Annotated in this window: 17 protein-coding genes; 5 read left to right on the top strand and 12 right to left on the bottom strand. The window is 73.3% G+C overall.

The annotated features are described in order from the left end of the window. Nucleotides 1-80: 80 nt before the first annotated feature. The 8 genes from ACIBCT_RS36155 to ACIBCT_RS36120 all read right to left on the bottom strand — a co-directional run bounded on the left by ACIBCT_RS36155 (nt 81) and on the right by ACIBCT_RS36120 (nt 8,125). Nucleotides 81-1,328, bottom strand: coding sequence for a cytochrome P450 (locus ACIBCT_RS36155; protein ID WP_399196495.1), 1,248 nt, complete (start codon nt 1,326-1,328; stop codon nt 81-83). Then, a complete protein-coding gene (locus ACIBCT_RS36150; RefSeq protein ID WP_399196494.1) occupies nt 1,226-2,602 on the bottom strand; it encodes a cytochrome P450 in 1,377 nt (458 codons plus the stop codon). The genes ACIBCT_RS36155 and ACIBCT_RS36150 overlap by 103 nt, the downstream gene beginning before the upstream one ends. After that, nucleotides 2,599-3,210 (bottom strand): GTP-binding protein, encoded by a 612-nt coding sequence (locus ACIBCT_RS36145; RefSeq protein ID WP_399196493.1) that lies wholly within the window; start codon nt 3,208-3,210, stop codon nt 2,599-2,601. The genes ACIBCT_RS36150 and ACIBCT_RS36145 overlap by 4 nt, the downstream gene beginning before the upstream one ends. Continuing rightward, entirely contained in the window at nt 3,188-3,547 is a 360-nt protein-coding gene (locus tag ACIBCT_RS36140) for a DUF742 domain-containing protein (protein ID WP_344898344.1), read from the bottom strand. Before ACIBCT_RS36140 ends, ACIBCT_RS36145 begins: the two co-directional genes overlap by 23 nt. Continuing rightward, nucleotides 3,544-3,948, bottom strand: coding sequence for a roadblock/LC7 domain-containing protein (locus ACIBCT_RS36135; protein ID WP_344898343.1), 405 nt, complete (start codon nt 3,946-3,948; stop codon nt 3,544-3,546). The genes ACIBCT_RS36140 and ACIBCT_RS36135 overlap by 4 nt, the downstream gene beginning before the upstream one ends. Beyond that, a complete protein-coding gene (locus ACIBCT_RS36130) occupies nt 3,945-5,333 on the bottom strand; it encodes an ATP-binding protein (RefSeq protein ID WP_399196492.1) in 1,389 nt (462 codons plus the stop codon). The genes ACIBCT_RS36135 and ACIBCT_RS36130 overlap by 4 nt, the downstream gene beginning before the upstream one ends. A 1,068-nt stretch (nt 5,334-6,401) precedes the next feature. Beyond that, nucleotides 6,402-7,148, bottom strand: coding sequence for a neutral zinc metallopeptidase (locus tag ACIBCT_RS36125; RefSeq protein ID WP_399196491.1), 747 nt, complete (start codon nt 7,146-7,148; stop codon nt 6,402-6,404). Nucleotides 7,149-7,363: 215 nt separating this feature from the next. Continuing rightward, complete coding sequence (locus ACIBCT_RS36120; RefSeq protein WP_399196490.1) at nt 7,364-8,125, bottom strand: hypothetical protein; 762 nt, start codon at nt 8,123-8,125, stop codon at nt 7,364-7,366. A gap of 449 nt (nt 8,126-8,574) precedes the next feature. On the opposite strand from ACIBCT_RS36120, the gene ACIBCT_RS36115 reads away from it, so the two are divergent. Further along, entirely contained in the window at nt 8,575-9,381 is an 807-nt protein-coding gene (locus ACIBCT_RS36115) for a GNAT family N-acetyltransferase (protein ID WP_399196489.1), read from the top strand. A 42-nt stretch (nt 9,382-9,423) separates the two neighbouring features. Here the strand turns inward: ACIBCT_RS36115 and ACIBCT_RS36110 are convergent, their stop codons facing one another. Both ACIBCT_RS36110 and ACIBCT_RS36105 read right to left on the bottom strand, forming a co-directional pair. Further along, entirely contained in the window at nt 9,424-9,648 is a 225-nt protein-coding gene (locus ACIBCT_RS36110; RefSeq protein WP_399196488.1) for a DUF5999 family protein, read from the bottom strand. Nucleotides 9,649-9,895: 247 nt separating this feature from the next. Then, entirely contained in the window at nt 9,896-10,198 is a 303-nt protein-coding gene (locus ACIBCT_RS36105; protein ID WP_399196487.1) for a hypothetical protein, read from the bottom strand. Between the two features lie 499 nt (nt 10,199-10,697). Between ACIBCT_RS36105 and ACIBCT_RS36100 the strand changes: the two genes are divergently transcribed. The 3 genes from ACIBCT_RS36100 to ACIBCT_RS36090 all read left to right on the top strand — a co-directional run bounded on the left by ACIBCT_RS36100 (nt 10,698) and on the right by ACIBCT_RS36090 (nt 13,598). Beyond that, entirely contained in the window at nt 10,698-11,354 is a 657-nt protein-coding gene (locus ACIBCT_RS36100; RefSeq protein WP_399196486.1) for a MerR family transcriptional regulator, read from the top strand. A gap of 9 nt (nt 11,355-11,363) precedes the next feature. Beyond that, nucleotides 11,364-12,308, top strand: a complete 945-nt coding sequence (gene sigJ, locus ACIBCT_RS36095) for an RNA polymerase sigma factor SigJ (protein ID WP_399196485.1) — start codon at nt 11,364-11,366, stop codon at nt 12,306-12,308. Between the two features lie 93 nt (nt 12,309-12,401). Continuing rightward, nucleotides 12,402-13,598, top strand: a complete 1,197-nt coding sequence (locus tag ACIBCT_RS36090; protein WP_399196484.1) for an NAD(P)/FAD-dependent oxidoreductase — start codon at nt 12,402-12,404, stop codon at nt 13,596-13,598. Between the two features lie 439 nt (nt 13,599-14,037). Here the strand turns inward: ACIBCT_RS36090 and ACIBCT_RS36085 are convergent, their stop codons facing one another. Then, nucleotides 14,038-15,624 carry an N-acetylmuramoyl-L-alanine amidase gene (locus ACIBCT_RS36085; protein WP_399196483.1) on the bottom strand — a complete coding sequence of 529 codons (1,587 nt, stop codon included), beginning with the start codon at nt 15,622-15,624 and terminating at the stop codon, nt 14,038-14,040. A 243-nt stretch (nt 15,625-15,867) separates the two neighbouring features. Then, nucleotides 15,868-16,464, bottom strand: coding sequence for a DUF1349 domain-containing protein (locus ACIBCT_RS36080; protein WP_399196482.1), 597 nt, complete (start codon nt 16,462-16,464; stop codon nt 15,868-15,870). Nucleotides 16,465-16,719: 255 nt separating this feature from the next. On the opposite strand from ACIBCT_RS36080, the gene ACIBCT_RS36075 reads away from it, so the two are divergent. Further along, a complete protein-coding gene (locus ACIBCT_RS36075; RefSeq protein ID WP_399196480.1) occupies nt 16,720-17,214 on the top strand; it encodes a cupin domain-containing protein in 495 nt (164 codons plus the stop codon).

The raw sequence follows: 17,214 nt of genomic DNA, 5'->3' as shown, positions 1-17,214 counted from the left end.
CCGGCCGGTTCCCGGACCGGGCGACGGGACCTCCTGGAACCCCGGCGCCCAGGACGCCGATGACGCCGAAGACGCCGGGGTCAGGCGGCGGGGTGCAGCAGGACCGGCAGCGCGCGGTGCCCGTTGGCGATGAAGGAGTCCAGCGGCCGCAGCTCCTCGGCGGGGACGGCGAAGGCGAGGCCGGGGAACCTGTCGAACAGCGACGACAGCGCGATTCCGGCCTCCAGCCGGGCCAGCGAGGTGCCCAGGCAGTAGTGGGCGCCGTAGCCGAAGGCCAGGTGCTCGCGGCGGGTCGCGCGGGTGATGTCGAACCTGTCGGCGTCGTCGCCGTGCACGGCCGTGTCGCGACCGGCGCCGGCGTACCCGGCCAGGATCGGCTGGCCCTCGCCGATCACGATGCCGTACTCGTCCAGGACGATGTCGCTGACCGCGTAGCGCAGCGGCAGGTTGGCCACGGGCGCCCGCCAGCGCAGCGCCTCCTCGACCACGTCCTCCCAGGAGCTCTCGCCCGCCAGGACGCGCCGGAGCTGGTCGGGGTGGGTGAGCAGAGCGTACAGGGCGTTGTCGATGAGGTTGACGGTGGTCTCGTGCCCGGCGGCGATCATCAGGAAGAGGGTGTCGACGAGTTCCTCCTCGCTGAGCCGGGAGTCGCCCTCCCCGTCGCGCGCGGTGATCAGGTCGCTGGTCATGTCGTCGCCGGGGTTCTCCCGCTTGGCGGCGACCAGGCCGGTGAGGATGGCGTAGGCGTCGCGCTGGGTGGCCAGGACCTCCTCGACGTCGGCGGAGGTGTGGAACACGCTGTCGACGACCCGGCGGATGTCGTCGTGCGACTCCCCGGGCAGGCCGAACAGCTCCGCGATGACCCGCATCGGCACCTGGTACGCGAAGGCGTCGCGCAGGTCGACGACCTGACCGGCGGGGACGGCGGCCAGGCCGTCCAGCAGCTCGTCGGTGATCTGCCGGACGCGCGGGCGCAGCGCCTCGGTGCGGCGCGGGGTGAACGCCGGGGAGATCAGCCGGCGCAGCCGGGCGTGGTCGGAGCCGTAGGCGGTGAACATGTTGTTGACGGCCACCCAGGTGAACAGCGGCCAGTCCTGCGTGATCCTGCCCTCCCTGAAGGCGGGCCAGTGCCGGCGCGGGTCCTTGGAGACGCGCGGATCGCCGAGCAGCCGCCGCAGCAGCTCGTGGTCGGTCACCGCCCACGCCTCGACCCCGCCGGGGAGCGTCACCAGTGCCGCAGGGCCTGCGGCGCGGAGGCGGGCGGCCTCGCCGTGGATGTCGGCACCGGTGGGGTCGATGGTGAATGGGCAGGCGCTGGTGACGTCCATGAGCTGTCTCCTAGGGAAAGGGGATGCAGGGGCGTGAAGTGCGTGGGCAGGGAGGTCAGGGCGCGCTGGAACGGCCCCGGCCGCCACCGCAGGTCGGCGGCGGGCACGGACAGCTCCACGTCGTGCAGGCGGTCCAGGAGCCGTTCGATGGCGGCGGTGGCGATGAGGCGGGCCGGGTCCTTGGCGGGGCAGGCGTGCGGGCCCGCCGAGAAGGCCAGGTGGGCGCGGTTGCCGGCACGGTTCAGCGACGGGTTCAGGACGGGGTCGTTGTTGGCCGCCGCCAGGCTGACGACCACCGGGTCGCCCGCGCGCAGCAGCACGCCGCGCAGGTTCACGTCGTGGCGCGGGTAGTGGACGGCGTAGTTGGCCATCGGCGGGTCCTTCCACAGGACCTCCTCCAGGGCCGCGTCCACGGGCAGGGTGCCGCCGGACAGGTCACCGGCGAAGCGGTCGTCGGACAGCAGCAGCTGCAGCGCGTTGCCGATCAGGTTCGTCACCGGCTCGGTGCCGGCGGCGATCATCAGCGTGCAGTGGTGGATCATCTCCTCGTCGTTCAGCCCCGCCGGGTGGGACATCAGCCAGGAGGTCACGTCCGCGCCCGGCCGGGCGCGCTTGAGCGTGATCAGATCGACCATGTACCGGGTGAACAGCTCGTTGCCCTCGGCGGCGCCGTCCCCGCCCTCGAACATCTTGGCCAGCGCGGCGACCAGCCGGGGACCGGCGTCGTCGGCCTGCCCGAACAGCTGGTTGAAGATGAGCACCGGCAGCGGCGTGGCGTAGTCGGCCAGCAGGTCGGCCCGCCCGCGCGGGGCGAAGACGTCGATGAGCTGGTCGGCGGTACGGGTGATGAACCCGTACAGGGTGTGCGGGTCCACCCGGGCCAGGCTGTCGGTGATCGCCTGGCGGTAGCGGCCGTGGTCGGGCTCGTCGGAGAACAGCGCGTTGGGCCGGTAGCCCATCATCGGCATGACCGGGCTGTCGGCCGGGACCTCGCCGGTGGCCAGGGCGCGCCAGTTGCGCGGGTCCTTGGAGTAGATGTGCGGGTTGCGCAGCACCTCCAGGGCCGCGTAGTAGTCGGTGACCAGCCAGGCGTACACGGCGGGGGCCAGCTCGACCGGGGCCACCGGTCCCAGCGTGCGCAGCCGGGCGTAGACGCCGCGGGGGTCGGCGGCGAACTCGGGCCCGTACAGCGGGGCGCACTGCCAGGACGCGGCCGGCGGGTCGGAGCCGGCCGCGGGCGCGGCGGGGGTGGCGAGGTGGCGGCGGGCGGTCACACGAGCTCCTTGGTGGCGCGGTCGAGCAGGTACTGCACGAGGGTGATCAGGGCGTTGCCCGCGGAGACGCGGTCGCGCGCGTCGCACACCACCAGCGGGGTCTCCTCCAGCAGGTCCAGCGCGCCGCGCAGGGCCGCGAGGTCGGGGGCGGGCGCGTCCTCGAAGTGGTTGACGGCCACGGCGTACGGCAGGCCGTGGGACTCGACCAGGTCCATCACCGGGAAGGAGTCCTGCAGGCGGCGCGTGTCGGCCAGGACCAGCGCGCCGAGCGCGCCGTAGGCCAGGTCGTGCCAGAGCTGCCGGAACCGTTCCTGCCCGGGGGCGCCGAACAGGTACAGCACCAGGTGCTCGTTGAGGGTCAGGCGGCCGAAGTCCAGCGCCACGGTGGTGGTGTTCTTGCCGTGCACGTCCGCCAGGTCGTCGACGAGGGCGCCGCTCTGCGTCATGATCTCTTCGGTGCGCAGCGGAGTGATCTCCGACAGGGCGCCCACCAGGGTGGTCTTGCCGACGGCGAAGTGCCCCACGATGAGGATCTTCACCGATCGCCGCACCGTGGCGCCGAGGTAGACGGCGCCCGGGGGACGCTCAGACCAGGGCGCGAAGCCCATCGAGTACCTCCTGTAGAAGTTGGATGTCGGGACCGTGGACGACGGGGGCCGGGGCGCGGGTGCTGATCTGACCGGCCTCGGCCAGGTCGCTGAGCAGCACCTTGGTGACGCTGACGGGCAGGGACAGGTAGGCGGCGATCTCCGCCACCGACAGCGCCCCGCCCCAGCACAGCTCCAGCAGGCGGCGTTTCTCCGGGCTGGTGCCCAGGTCCGGCGCGCCGAAGGCCGCGTCGGCGACGACCAGCGTCACCAGGTCGAAGGGCACGCGGGCGTGGGCGCGGCCGCCGGTCACCACATAGGGCCGCACCAGGTCGTCGTCGCGCGGGACCGGCGTCATGACGAGGTGGTGACGCCGTTGCGGGGCGGGCTGGTCATCTCCCGGCCCAGCTGGTCGACGGTCTTGTGCATCTGGTACGCGATCACCTGCAGGTCGGCCGCGCCGGTGCACGACACCGCCAGGTAGGAACCCGCCCCGGCGGCGATGACGATCACGTACCCGTTGGCGAACTCCACCATGGTCTGGTGCCAGGAGGTCCGAGGGTCGCCCAGGCACGGCCCGGCGAGGTTGCGGCTGAGGGACTGCAGCGCCGACGCCGCGGCGGCGTACACCTCGGCCTGCTCCCGGGTGATCCCGGCCGAGTGGGCGTCCAGCAGCCCGTCGGCGGTCAGCACGATCGCGTGCCGGACCTCGGGCAGGTTCACGATGTCGTTGAGCATCCAGCTGTCCGTTGTGCTCACTGTCGGTTTCCTTCGTGCTCGATCGGGTGGGAGGCGCGGGCGGCGTCGGACCCACGCTGGAACGCGCCCATGGCGGCGGCCGCGCGTTCCGCCGACCGCGCGGGTTCCGCGGGCGCGGTGAGCGCGGTGACGTTCTGCTGAAGGTCGGCGTCGGGGACGAGGCGGCGACGCTGGGGGTAGCCGTTCGATCCCGGGGCCGGCCCCGCGGCCGGTTGCGCGACGGGGTGGGCGGCCGGTCGTACCGTCGGGTACCGGTCCGACGAGGACGACGCCTGGGCCTGGGCCTGTACCTGGGCCAGGCCGGGCGAGGACGAGTGGGCCGGGGAGGCCGAGGGCAGGGCCGCGTTCGAGGCGGACGACGGCAGGGAGGGGCCGGTCCCCGTGCCCGCGTGGGTCAGCAGCGCGTTGGGCAGGAACACCACGGCGCGCACACCTCCGTAGGGAGATCGGGAGTCCACGGTGACCTGGAAGCCGTAGCGCCGGGCGAGCGCCCCGATGGCGGGAAAACCGATCTTCGGCGGGTTGCCCAGCCGGGTGACGTCCACCGGGTCGGCGCCGGACAGGGTCTGGGTGGCGCGCTGCTTGTCCTGCTCGTGCATGCCGATGCCGCGGTCGTCGATCACGATGACGGCGCCGTTGTGCACCGACTCGATGCTGACCTCGACGTCGGTGTCGGGCGCGGAGTGGCGGGTGGCGTTGTCCAGCAGCTCGGCCATGGCCAGCACCACGGGCTCGACCGCCAGGCCCACGACCGCCCGGTCGGTCTGCGCGGACGTCTTGACCCGCAGGTAGTCGCGGATGCGGGAGGTCGCGCCGCGGGCCACGGTCTCCAGCGCGACGTCACCGCGCTGCCGGCCCGGCCAGGACCCGCACAGCACCGCGATCGCCTGGGCGCGCCGGCCGAACTGGGCGTTGGTGTGGTCGATCTCCAGCAGTCCGGCCAGCACGTCGGGGTGGTCGTGGCGGCTCTGCATGGCGGAGATGGCCCGGCGCTGCTCACCGGCCAGGCTCTGCAGGCTCCGCATCGTGGCCGTCAGCGTGGCGCGGGCCGCGTGGTCGGCGCGGGCCAGCGCGGAGTGCACGTGGTACGTCAGCAGCGGCATCGTCGCCTGCAGGTTCTGGCCGTACTCGGTGGAGGTCAGGTGCTCGTGCACGGGGCCCGGGACCACCACCGAGGGCTGGGAGAGGGACTCGGCCAGCGCGGGCAGGCGGGACGTGACCAGGTGGCGGGCCTCCTCGTCGCGGGCGCGCAACTGGTCGGCCAGCTCGTCGTTCCGCCGTCGCAGGGCTCTGGCGGCACGCCACTGGCGCACCGCCACCACCGCGGTGGCCACCAGGCACAGCGCGAGCAGGGCCGCCAGCACCTCCGGCAGGGGTTGTGACATCAGGTCCTCTTGATCGGGATAGGGATGGGCGAGGTCGCGCGAGGCAGGGGAGCCCGGCTCCGGGGCGAGGCGCGGCGGCTCGGGCGGAGCCGCCGGGCGGCGCCGGCGGGGGCCGGGACGGTCATGGTGCCGGTCCTTTCCGGATGGTGCGGGCCGGCCGGAACCGTGAGGTGACGACCGGCCCGCGGACGCACACCCTGAGAGCCGAATCCTGTCGGGGGTGTGCGAGCGGGAACGCGGCGGATCGTGTCGGGCGCGGGGCCCGTCCGCCGCGCGGATCGGAGGTGACGGGCCGCGGCGGGGCCGCGGCCCGGGATCACGCCGTACCGCCGAGGGTATGATCGTTTGCGCCGCGCCTGAACTCGTACATACGGGCACCATTGGGAACGCATGGGTCAAACGCCCATTTACAGGGATTTCCCGAATTCGTACATATTTCCGTATGGTCGATCATTCATGCCTCTATTGCTTCAGGGGGAACAGGGGCGGGCGGCGGCCCGGCGGTCACCACCGCGGGCGCGCGTCACCGGCGACGTGAACATTTCATCGCGCGACGGCGAAGTGGCCGCATCCGGACACGTACGGCGGCGTCCCGCCTCGTGCCCGGCGGCCTTCCGTCACGACGTCGCGCCGCCCCCGGGCGGGAGGACCGTCATGCCGCGCGCGTCCTCGGGGCCGCGCCCCGGGGCCGCTGACCAGGCCGGAGCGCTCTTTCCCGCGTGTCGCCTGGCCTGCCAGCGCATATCCTGACGCGCTGCGAGGTGGTTCATGCGGGCATCTCCAATACGCTGCGGCTACCGTTTCCGGCCATCATGTACAGATGGTGATTATGGACCATATGCAAAGCAGCATGAAAGGGGAGGGCGAGCAAAAAGAAGGACATGCAGAGAGTCATATGACGTCTCACGCTGTAATCGCGAAGGCCGCCGTACCCGGCCGCAATGGTGAATCCCATGTCAATCACCGCACGTCCGGCAGGGGCCGTGTGTGAGTCAACACGCACGGTCAAGACGGCGAATGGATGAACGCGAGGAGGGCTCGGACACGCCGTTCCCCGTCGGTGGGGCCTCAGGACACCCGGGACGGCGCGGCGGTCCAGGTGTCGCAGGCGGCGGGGGAGACCGCGCCGCGACCGCGCTCGAACCAGCGGACCCGGTTGGCGCCGATGCCGTGCGTGTGGCGCCCGCCCTCGTCACCGCTGGCGCGGAGCGCGTCGCGCAGCACCTCCCAGTCCTGCCCGGTACGCGGCAGGAAGCGCCGTACGCCGCCCAGGAACACGCCCGACAGGCAGTCCGCCTGCAGCTCGTAGCGGCGGCCCAGCTCGGCCCCGCGGGCGCGGTCGGAGCGGGCGAGGGCCTCGTAGGCGGCCCTGATGCCCGTGAGGCTCTGCAGGTGGTGGCCGTACTCGTGGGCCGCGACCTTGAGCGGGTACAGGTCGGTCCGGCCCTCGATCCAGGCGCCGTCGAGCGGGAACACCAGCGTGGCCCGCCCGGTGCAGTAGAAGGCCGCGGCGTTGGGCGGCCAGCGCAGCCCGCACACGCGCCGCGCGGGCTCCTCGTAGAAGCGGACCGCGGGCTTGCGGAACCTCAGGCCGGCGCGGGCGAAGTGCGCCGACCACGACCTGTCCAGGCATCCCAGGACCGCCTTCAGGTACTCGCGCGTCCGCGGGACGCCCCGGTCGACGAGCGGCGGCTCCTGGCACGGCGCGGCCACCAGCCTGCCGGACTTCAGCAACGGGTTCCCGGGCGGGGCGGCCCGTGCGGCTCCGGCGGGAGGGACGACCGCGACCGGCAGGACGGCCAGGCACGCGACCACCGGAACGGCCCGTCGTACGAGGGCGGCCGGACGACACCGCGAAGGCCGCCGGAGGTCCGCGCGGAACGGGAGGAGGCGCACGGTCGGACAGCATAGGACCTCCGGCCCTCCGGCCGTCGAGCCGGCTGCGGTCAGGCCCAGGACGAGGTCCCGAGGGTGATGACTCGTAAGCCTTCTTCAGACCCGGGTCGATCGGGTCGATCGGGCCGATCGGTTCAGGAGGCCGGCGCGGACGGGGTCGCCGGGGTGGCCGGCGCCGGCGGGGTGGCGGGCGTGGACGGGCTCGCGGGCGCGGACGGAGAGGCCGGCGCGGGCGGAGCGTCGGGCGCGGAGGGGGTGGCTGGCACGGGCGGGGGGCCGCCGGGCCGGTGGCCGTGGTGCCGGCCGCCCCGGTCGCCGCGGTCGCCGCGCATGCCGTACCGGTCGCGCACGGGCGTGTCGCGGATCATCACGGCGGTGGCCGTCCCGGCGTTCACCTTCGCCACGACCCGGACCTTCTGGCCGGTCTTGATCGTGTCGATGCCGGTGCCGCCCCGGCCGACCCGGGTGGCGCCGTCGACCGCGTACTCCCTGGTGTGACCGTCCTCGCTCCTGACCGTGATCGAGTCCTGGTCGACGGCCGTGACCTCGCCGTACTGGGTGGCGACGGTCACGTACGCGCCCTCGCCGTCCGGTACGACGAACTCGCCGTGGATGGAGGGGCCGCCCAGGCCCATCCGGTGCCCCCGGCCCCGGTGCTGTCCGGGCACCTCGTCGGAGGGCGCCCCGGACGGGCTCGCCGCCGGAGCCGTGGGGGCGCCGGCCGTGGGCGTCGGAGCCGGTGAGGGCGAGAACGCCGCCGCCGTGGCGACGCCGGCGCCCGTGATCACGACGAGCGCGCTGGTGGCGGCGAGCAGCAGGGAACGGGGGAGACGGCGCCTGGGCGGTTCGTTCGCCAGTGTCTCCGCGGAGCTGAATCGATCCGGCTCAGGTGCCATTGTTCTTCCTCCCGATAGGTGCGCAACATGACAACCATGCATCAACACCCCTAAAAGCCCTGTAAGAGAGCCGTCCATGTCCTCGGGGCCGATCCCTCGCCACCGGACGAGGCACGCCCTTATCCGGTTGCGTACCCCCCGGCGCCGTGGCAGGGTTGGCCACGCTTCTCGGCACGCACGCACATGACAAAGGATTGAGGCCATGGTCTCGGCGTCCCTTCGCGGTCGCCGCCGGCACTGACCGGTCTGCTCTCGCAGCACCGGCGGCATCGGTGCCACGCCCCTCTCGCGGCGACCCCACGCGCGGTGTCCCGACACACCGCTCCGTCCCCGGTACGGGGACGGCCACGGACCGATGCCGGGTCTGACGATCCCGCGCGTCCCATCCGATCCGGCACGTCCGGCGGGAGCGCGCCCCACCATGTCATCTGCGTGAGGTCACCATCATCATGGACATCGACGTCCAGAATTTCACCGTCGCCAACCTTCGCCGCCGTCCCGTGGTCGTCCAGGCCGGAGGCTTCGTCGCGGGGTTCCAGCGCGACACCACCAGCCCCTACCTCAACTACGCGACCCCCGTGCCCGGCGCACGACCGACCGGCCGGGACGTCGCGTCGCTGATCGAGGCGTTCCGCGAACGCGGCCTCAAGCCTCGGCTGGAGTTCGTGCCGGACGCCGCCCCGGCCGTGGAGGCCGCGCTGCGCGAGGCGGGGTTCACCACCGAGGCGGTGCACGAGTACCTGGTCTGCACCCCAGCCACGCTGGCAGTGCCACCGGTGCCACCGGTGCCGTCGGTGTCGTCGGTGTCGCCGGCGCCGTCGGTCACCGGTGCGTCCGCGCTCCCGGTGGAGGTCCCGGCCACCGACGAGGACTACGCCTCGATCGACGCCGCCCTGTCCGAGGCGTTCGACGGGGAGTTCGTCTCCTCCCCGGAGGGCGCGGCCCGGCTGCGACACATCCAGGAGAGCGGCGGCGCGGTGCGGTTCGTCCGGGCACCCGGCGGCGGCTGCGCCGGTGGGGCCTGCTGCTCCGCACCGGCCGTGGGCACCGCCGAGCTGTCGGGCGTGGGCACCCGCCCCGCCTTCCGCGGCCGTGGCATCGCCGTCGCGGTCACCGCCGCGCTCACCGAGGTCATGTTCGCCCGGGGAGCGGATTCGGTATGGCTGGAGTACGGGGGCGAGGGGTCACGCCGCGTCTACGAACGCGTCGGCTACCGGCCCCGGGGCACCCGCCTGTACATGGCACTCGAAGGGTGAGGGCACGGGCGGGACGAGCCGTCCCGCCCGGCTCCTGACCGGTCAGGCGACCGGGGACAGCAGGGGACGGGCGGACCGGCACGGGGTGACGGCCGGGCGGTGCGGGGCGACGGCGCGGCCGTCGGGCAGGAGCTCGCCGGTGTCGTCGAACAGGACGACGCCGTTGCACAGCAGGCTCCACCCCTGCTCGGGGCGGAAGGCGACGGGGCGCGCGGCCTCGCGGTCGGACGCGTACGCGGAGGGGCAGCGGGGTTCGTGCTGACACATGGCGGACCTCGATGGTCGGCTCGGCGGATGACGGCTGCTCGCCGTCGAACACCTCCCACTATCACCCCGGAACCGTCCGCGGGTCCTCGTACAAATACCCCTAACGTCGTTCCGTTGAAAGTACGGGTTCATAGGGGTCGGGACGGTGCCGCCGTGCGCGGGCCCGTCCCGCCACCCCGCCCCCGCGGGCACCCGGCCCCGGCGGCCTCGCCCTGTGGCCGGGGCCGCCGGGGCCGGGGCGCGCCTCCTAGTGGAGGAGGTAGAGGTCGAAGGAGGAGCCGGCGGCGGCCCTGCACTCGAAGTCGAGGGCACCGTTGAAGACGGCCCTGACGCCGGCGTTGGCACAGAAACTGCGCATCCTGTAGGTGCCCGCGTAGTACCAGCTCTCGGCGAGCCGCGCGGAGTCGGCCGCCGACACCGTCCCGGCCGACACCGTCCCGGCCGACACCGTCCCGGCCGACACCGTCCCGGCCGTCGCGGGAGCGGCCGTGGCGCCGAGGGTCAGTCCGCCCGCGATCAGCACCGCCGTGGCCAGACGACGAGTTCTCATTCTGTTCCGCCCTTCGTGAGGAGGCGCGCGCCCGTGAGCGTCGATCCGCGAAGGACCGCGTACGGGGCGCGTGATGTCCCCTCAGAGGGTTCACGGGCACCCTTGGAAGCCACTTGCGGATCGCCTGGAGAGGCGGGGCGGTGATGTGGCTCGTCCAGATCCGATGGGTGTGCCCGCCCAAAAAGACGGCGACCCGGCCACCGTGGCCGGCGACCTGTCGTAGGGACACCGTCCCGGCACGTGCCCCGGAAGGCCGTCCCCGCCCCTGTCCCCGTCCCCGGACGCGGCGCACGCGCCGGGCGACGGGGGCGGTCCCGGCGGGAGGATCCGGCGCGGGACGCCCAGCGGGGCCGGTCCGTCCCCATCGCAGGTGTTCGGCCCTGTCGAAGCCGAGGGCACGGGCCTGGCGGATCATCCGCGCGCTGCTCACGTAGACCGGTGTCGCGGCCTTGTGGGGGTAGCGCCGCAGGGCCCGCAGATCCCAGTGGTTGGGGTAGGAGTGGCTGGCGACGATGGCGGTCAGCGGCGGGAGCTCCTCGACGGTGAGGCCGAGCGGCTCGCCACGGTGCAGGTGCCACCGCTCGGTGAAGGACGGATCGGTCACTACGGCATGCGCGCCGATCTCCAGGAGCACGCAGGAGTTGGCCACCCGGGTCACGGCGAGAAGAGGTCGGTTGCTCATGCCGTCACGATGCAGGTTGATGTGCGCATGAAGTCAACCATGACCATCGGCGAGCTCGCCGGAAGGTTCGAGCTGCCCACGCACGTGCTGCGGCACTGGGAGAGCGCCGGCCTGCTGACCCCGGTGAGGCAGCCGAGCGGTCATCGCCGGTACGGCTCGGCGGACCTGCGGCGGGTGGCGACGATCCTGATGGGCAAGGAGGCGGGGCTGGGCCTGCGCGATCTCTCCCGGATCCTCTCCTCTCCCGACCCGATGCGGCACGCCGGCCTGCTCAGGGAGCACCTCGCCGTGCTGGAACGGCGCATCGCGCGGGCACAGGCGGCCAAGGACCTCATCGAACACGCGCTGGACTGCCCGCTCAGCTTCGACGAATGCCCCCACGCGCACGAGCAGATCGAGGCGCGGATCCCCTCGCAGGCCTCCTCCCGCCGCGAGGGCCGAGCCGCGCCACGACCCGGCGACCCCGGCACCTAGGATCGGGCCATGGCCCTGACCGCGGAGGACGTCGACCGGTTCGAGGCCTTCAGGCCGCGCCTGGAGGCCATCGCCTACCGCCTGCTCGGCTCCGCCGGGGACGCCCAGGACGCCGTGCAGGAGACGTTCCTGCGCTGGCAGGCCGCGGACGTCGGCCGCATCGAGGTCCCCGAGGCATGGCTGACGAAGGTCCTCACCAACCTGTGCCTCAACCAGCTCGCCTCGGCGCGGTCACGCCGCGAGACCTACGTGGGCCAGTGGCTCCCCGAGCCGCTGCTCGCCGGGGACCCGATGCTCGGCCCGGCCGAGACCGCCGAGCAGCGCGAGTCGGTCTCGTACGCGGTCCTCGTGCTCATGGAGCGCCTGACGCCCAACGAGCGGGCGGTGTACGTGCTGCGGGAGGCGTTCGGCTACCCGCACCGGGAGATCGCCGACATCCTCGGCATCACCGAGACCGCCGCCCAGCAGATCCTCCACCGCGCCAGGAGGCACGTCGCGGACGGCAGGGTCCGCGCCGAGGTCGACGAGGCCGCCGCCCGGCGGATCGTCGAGGAGTTCCTCGCGGCCGCCACCAGCGGCCGGACCGAGCCGCTGGTGCGCCTGCTCACCGAGGACGCCTTCTCGATCAGTGACGGCGGCGGCAAGATCCCCGCCCGTACCAAGGCGTTCGAGGGCGCCATCGCGGTCGCGAAGTTCCTTCGGGGCCTGTTCAGACCCGGCGAGGCCAAGCGAGCCCTGGTCGGCGGCTCGCCCGAGGTCCATGCCTGGACCGTCAACGGTGACCCCGCCGTCGTGGTCGTCCTGGACGGCCGGGTCGTCGGCGTCATGTGCCTGAAGGTCACCGCCGAGGGCGTCGCCGCCCTCCACAACCAGGTCAACCCCGACAAGCTCGAACGCGCGACCGCGTACTGGGCGGTCACCGACCACGGGGAGCCCCTGTTCAACGCCTTCTGATCGGCGTGTGAGGCGCCTCACACCGCGTTCCTGTCAGGAAACTGCGCGCCGCCCGGTTCAAGGGACGAACCCGCACAGGACAGGAGCAGGGACATGCAGCACCGCATCATCGTCCTCGGAGCCGGATACGCCGGAGCCATCACCGCCGGCTACCTCGGCAGGCGGCTCCGCCGCGAGGACGTCGCCATCACCATCGTCAACGCCGAGCCCGACTTCGTGGAACGCGTCCGCATGCACCAGCTCGCGGCGGGCCAGGACCTCAGGCCCCGGCCGCTGGCCGAGATGTTCGCGGGCACCGGCGTCGAGCCGAGGATCGCGACGGTCACCGGCGTCGACGCCGACCGCAAGGTCGTCACCGTCACCGACGCGGACGGCGTCGCGGAACTCGCCTACGACACGCTCGTCTACGCCCTGGGCAGCGGCTGGAACGACTCCGGCGTCCCCGGCGTCGCCGAGCACGCCCACGACGTCTCCGGCCGCCCCGGGGCACTCCGGCTGCGCGAGCGCCTGGCCCGCCTCGACGCCGGGCGGAGCGTGGTCGTCGTCGGCGGCGGCCTCACCGGCCTGGAGGCCGTGACCGAGATCGCCGAGACCCGCCCCGACCTCGACGTCGCCCTCGTCGTCCGCGGTGGCCTGGGGGACGAGTTCTCACCCAGGGGCCGCGAGCACCTGCGCAGGGTCCTCGACGGGCTCGGGATCACCGTGCACGAGCACACCGACGTCACCGGCGTCGAGGCCGGGCGCGTCACCACCGCGGGCGGAGGGGCCGTCCCGGCCGAGGTCACCGTGTGGGCCACGGGCTTCGCGGTGCATCCGATCGCGAGGGCCACCGGCCTGGAGGTCGCCGTCACCGGCCAGATCGTGGTCGACTCGACCATGCGTTCGGTCTCGCACCCGGACGTGTACGCCGTCGGCGACGCGGCCATGGCGATGGGCCCCGGTGACAAGCCGCTGCGGATGTCGTGCGCCTCGGGAAGCCCGGCCGCGTGGCAGGCCGCCGGCGCGATCGTGGCGCGCCTGACCGGTGGGAGGCTTCCGAACATGCCGATCCGCTACTTCAACCGGTGCGTCTCGCTGGGCCGCAGGGAGGGCCTGATCCAGTACGTCACGGCCGACGACCGCGCCGTGCGGGCGGCCCTGACCGGACGGCTCGCCGCCGTCTACAAGGAGCTGATCTGCAAGGGCGCCGCCTGGGGCGTGTCCAACCCGACGCTGGGGCTGCCGATCCGGCGCCGGCGCGTCATGCCGGAGCGGGCCGTGACGGGCCCGGCCGTCAGGGAGCCGGCGTAGGGCACGAGGTGGAGCGGCACGGGGCGGAGCGGCACGGGGGCGGAGCGGCACAGGGCGGGGCGGCACAGGGCGGGGCGCGGGCGCCGGGCGGATCGCCGCTCCGGCCCGGATGGCCCCGGATGGCCCCGGGCGGCCCTGACCGGAGCCGACCGGCGCGGGACCGTCGTTCCTCAGCGCGACTCCCAGGCCTCCCACAGGCGGGCGTAACGGCCTCCGGCGGCGACCAGCCGCTCGTGGGGCCCGCCGGTAGTCGTCGTCGGTGGCGCCCAGGCCGGCGTGCGAGCCCTCGGCGACCACCCTGCCGCCGTCCAGCACGACCACCCGGTCGGCGGTGGCGAGCAGGGCGGGGCTGGTGGTCACGACCACGGTGGTGAAGACGCCGCGGTCCCACGAGGCCGGAACCGGGCCCGAGGGGGAGTGGGGCCGGGGTCAGAGCGGGTCAGAGGCGGGTGAGGCGTACGGCGTCGGCCACGACGAGTCCCTTGCCGGAGGTCCACCTGCTGACGCCGACGGTGTCGTGCGTCCCGCGCCTGAGGGCGAACGCGCCGATGCTCCGCCAGGCGCCGCCACCGGTGCGCTGGTCGACGTGGACCGTCCTGCTCCCGGAGGAGGTGGCGACGACGTACGGGGCGGCGCTGTTGTGCCCGGGGGCCGCCGGGTACCAGACCTCGACCCGGTAGGTGCCCGCGGAGGGGACGGCGAACCGGTAGCGGGCGACGTCGCTGGAGGTCGCCGGCCTCGCCCGGCGATGGTCGGGGCCGTGGCGCCCGGCCGTGGAGGCGGAGCTCCAGTTCGCGCTCGCGGTGAACGCGCCGGAGGTGGAGTTGTCGACCGTGGCCGACCAGGGGGCGGTGTTCCCCGTGACGTACCGCATGTACCTGGCCCAGTCCCACTTCGAGCCCGGGTCGGAGTGCGTGGCGCCGGGGACCTGGTCGTGCCCGATGATGTGCGCGCGGTCCTTGGGGATGCCGTATTTGTCGCAGACGGCGCGGGTCAGGGCCGCCGAGGCGCGGTACATCGCGTCGGTGAACCAGGAGGCGTCACCGACGAACCCCTCGTGCTCGATGCCGATGGACCTGGTGTTGTACGACCAGTTCCCGGCGTGCCAGGCCACGTCCCTGTCGCGCACCGTCTGGGTGATCCGGCCGTCTGAGGACCGGACGACGTAGTGCGCGGAGACCCTGGCGGCGGGGTTCTGGAACCAGGAGATCGCGCCCGCGTAGGCCCCCTGGGTGACGTGGACGACGACCCGGTCGATCCTGTGGGTCCCCGGCCGCCCGGCGGCGGTCCGGTTGCCCGCGTGGGCGGCCACCCACCTCGCGCCCGGGTGGTCCGGGCTCGCGGGCGGCGGGGCCGCCTCCCGTAGTCCCTCGTGCGGGCCGCGGTCCGCCCGCACCTCGGTCGGGGGCACCGTGACGACCTCGCCTCCCGCGACGGTGGCGCGCACGCCGCTGCCGAGGAGGTCGTAGACGGTGTCGGCGTACAGCCTGGCCGTCTCGGGGCCGGAGGCGTTGCCGTACTCGGCCACGGCCCGGTACCACCGGCCGGCGTCCTTCCTGGCGGCGGCGTCGAGGCCGAGCGCGTCGGCGTGCGAGCGCAGCACCGCGGCGCCCCCGCGGATGTTGGCCGCGTCGTTCTCGCGCAGCGCCGCCGCCGGTTGCCCGGTCAGCTCGGCCGCGCGCTCCAGGACGCGGGCGGTGGGGTTGCTGACCAGGTGCATGACCCCGTACCCGCCGCTCGCGCTCGGCTCGCCGCCGTGCCCGTCGAGGTGCGTCTCCGCGTACGCGAGCGCCACGAGCAGGTCGCGCGGCACGTCGTACGTCTCGGCGGCGCGGGCGAAGGCGTCGGCCAGGGGGCCCGCCGTCCGGACGGCCGCCGTCCCGGCGCTCACCGTCCCGGCGCTCACCGTCCGGGTGGACGCCGACCGGGCGGAGGCCGCCTGGGCGGGTGCGGTGAGCAGGACGGCGAGAACGGCGGACAGGACGGCGGCTGACCGGCGATGCGAGCGCGGCCGGGCGTTCTGCACGGAGCCTCCTCGGGAGTCGGGGATCGGAGGCCGGTGCCCCGGGCCGGGGGTCCGAAAGGACCCGGGGACCCGGGGACCCGGTGGCGGGGTTCGGGGACGGGGATTCGGGCCCGTCCGGACACCGGCTGATTCGGCACCGTAAAGCAGAATCGCAATACATGTAAATAATTAACACTCCTTTGTTTGTTTTAATTAATTCCCCTTTTTGATCTGATAGGCCGACATGTGTGCAGGTGGGATAGGTCACTCGCCGTTCCGCAGGTCCGCGAGGCGTTCCGGCGAACGGCGGATGTCCTCGAAGCGGACGGTGCAGCCCTGGCCCGTGGGCGACTGCGCCAGGAAACCGACCTCCGGGTCCCCGTCGAGCGCGAAGTACCTGACGAGGTGCCAGAAGCCCGTGCCCGTGGAGACGTGGAAGGCGAAGGCGGAGCCGAGCCGCGAGATCCGCAGCCTGATGTCGTCCCCCTCCACGGTCAGGGAGTTGCAGTCGTCGGACACCCCCCGGGTCACCACGGAGACGATCGTGGGCCTGCCCTGCGGGGACATCTCCAGGCAGAACTTCGCCCAGGCGTGCTCGCCGGCGTACAGCAGGAGGACCCCGGCGTCGTAGGTGGACAGCAGGTCGGCCCTGACGCGGGCGCTCAGCGTGAAGTCCCCGTCCAGGCGCCCGACCAGGGCCGGCGCGTTGGCGAAGCGGTCGGGACCGCCGGGGTCGGTGAACAGGTCGGTGTTCGGGCCCGCCTCGACGGTCAGGTCGTCACCGTCGGCGCTCCATCCGGCCGGCGGGTTCAGCCAGCGCAGCGGCTCGGGGAAGGCGGGCAGGGTGACCGGCTCGGACATGTGTCTCTCCCTCTTCGCGGTGAACCGGGAACGATCTCCTCACGGTGGCCCCGATCGGCCGGGTCCGGGAACGACCGGACGGCCGCGTGACGGCCCGTCCGGGAGATCCCGCACCGGGGGGTGATCTTCTCCGGGATGCGACGGTACCGCTCCCGCGGGAGGGACCGACAGGCCCGTCTTCGCCGGGTCTTCCCCTTGATCGTCGACTGTTCTATGGTTCTTTGGAACATCGGCCGACGAAGAGGCGAGGGCGGGATGTCGTACCCACGGGCGCGTTACCTGGGCGAGCAGGGCGAGAGCAGCGGGGTCTTCCGGCCCGCGAGCACCGAACCGGACCTGACGATGGGCGTGGGCGGGACGCGGGTGCACTACCTGGGCACGGGCGCGTCGACGGACGGGCAGTTCGGCCTGTACCGCTGGGACATGTCGGGCAAGCCGACCGGCCCGTCCCCCCACTTCCACAGGACGATCTCCGAGTCCTTCTTCGTCCTGTCCGGGACGATCCGCCTGTCCAACGGGGAGCGTACGGTCGACGCGACCGCGGGGGACTTCCTGTACGTCCCGCAGGGCGGCGTGCACAGCTTCTGCAACACGTCCGGCGAACCGGCCTCCATGCTGATCCTCTTCACGCCCGGAGCGCCCCGCGAGGCGTACTTCGAGGAGCTCGCCGAGATCGCGACCGGCGGGCGCACCCTGACCGACGCCGAGTGGACGGAGCTCTACCTCCGCCACGACCAGTACATGGTCTGA

The organism is Streptosporangium sp. NPDC050855 (genome assembly GCF_044456585.1).
In the GTDB taxonomy this organism is placed as follows: Bacteria; Actinomycetota; Actinomycetes; order Streptosporangiales; family Streptosporangiaceae; genus Streptosporangium; species Streptosporangium longisporum.
The sequence above is the reverse complement of the archived record's forward strand: the minus strand, read 5'-3'. Positions and strand labels throughout refer to the sequence as shown.

Bases quoted from the DNA above. Each gene is read 5' to 3' on its own strand.
- ACIBCT_RS36105 (WP_399196487.1), bottom strand. From the start codon at position 10,198: ATGAGAACTCGTCGTCTGGCCACGGCGGTGCTGATCGCGGGCGGACTG.
- ACIBCT_RS36155 (WP_399196495.1), bottom strand. From the start codon at position 1,328: ATGGACGTCACCAGCGCCTGCCCATTCACCATCGACCCCACCGGTGCC.
- sigJ (WP_399196485.1), top strand. From the start codon at position 11,364: ATGGCCCTGACCGCGGAGGACGTCGACCGGTTCGAGGCCTTCAGGCCG.
- ACIBCT_RS36145 (WP_399196493.1), bottom strand. From the start codon at position 3,210: ATGGGCTTCGCGCCCTGGTCTGAGCGTCCCCCGGGCGCCGTCTACCTC.
- ACIBCT_RS36130 (WP_399196492.1), bottom strand. From the start codon at position 5,333: ATGTCACAACCCCTGCCGGAGGTGCTGGCGGCCCTGCTCGCGCTGTGC.
- ACIBCT_RS36120 (WP_399196490.1), bottom strand. From the start codon at position 8,125: ATGGCACCTGAGCCGGATCGATTCAGCTCCGCGGAGACACTGGCGAAC.
- ACIBCT_RS36090 (WP_399196484.1), top strand. From the start codon at position 12,402: ATGCAGCACCGCATCATCGTCCTCGGAGCCGGATACGCCGGAGCCATC.
- ACIBCT_RS36080 (WP_399196482.1), bottom strand. From the start codon at position 16,464: ATGTCCGAGCCGGTCACCCTGCCCGCCTTCCCCGAGCCGCTGCGCTGG.
- ACIBCT_RS36110 (WP_399196488.1), bottom strand. From the start codon at position 9,648: ATGTGTCAGCACGAACCCCGCTGCCCCTCCGCGTACGCGTCCGACCGC.
- ACIBCT_RS36115 (WP_399196489.1), top strand. From the start codon at position 8,575: ATGGACATCGACGTCCAGAATTTCACCGTCGCCAACCTTCGCCGCCGT.
- ACIBCT_RS36140 (WP_344898344.1), bottom strand. From the start codon at position 3,547: ATGACGCCGGTCCCGCGCGACGACGACCTGGTGCGGCCCTATGTGGTG.
- ACIBCT_RS36075 (WP_399196480.1), top strand. From the start codon at position 16,720: ATGTCGTACCCACGGGCGCGTTACCTGGGCGAGCAGGGCGAGAGCAGC.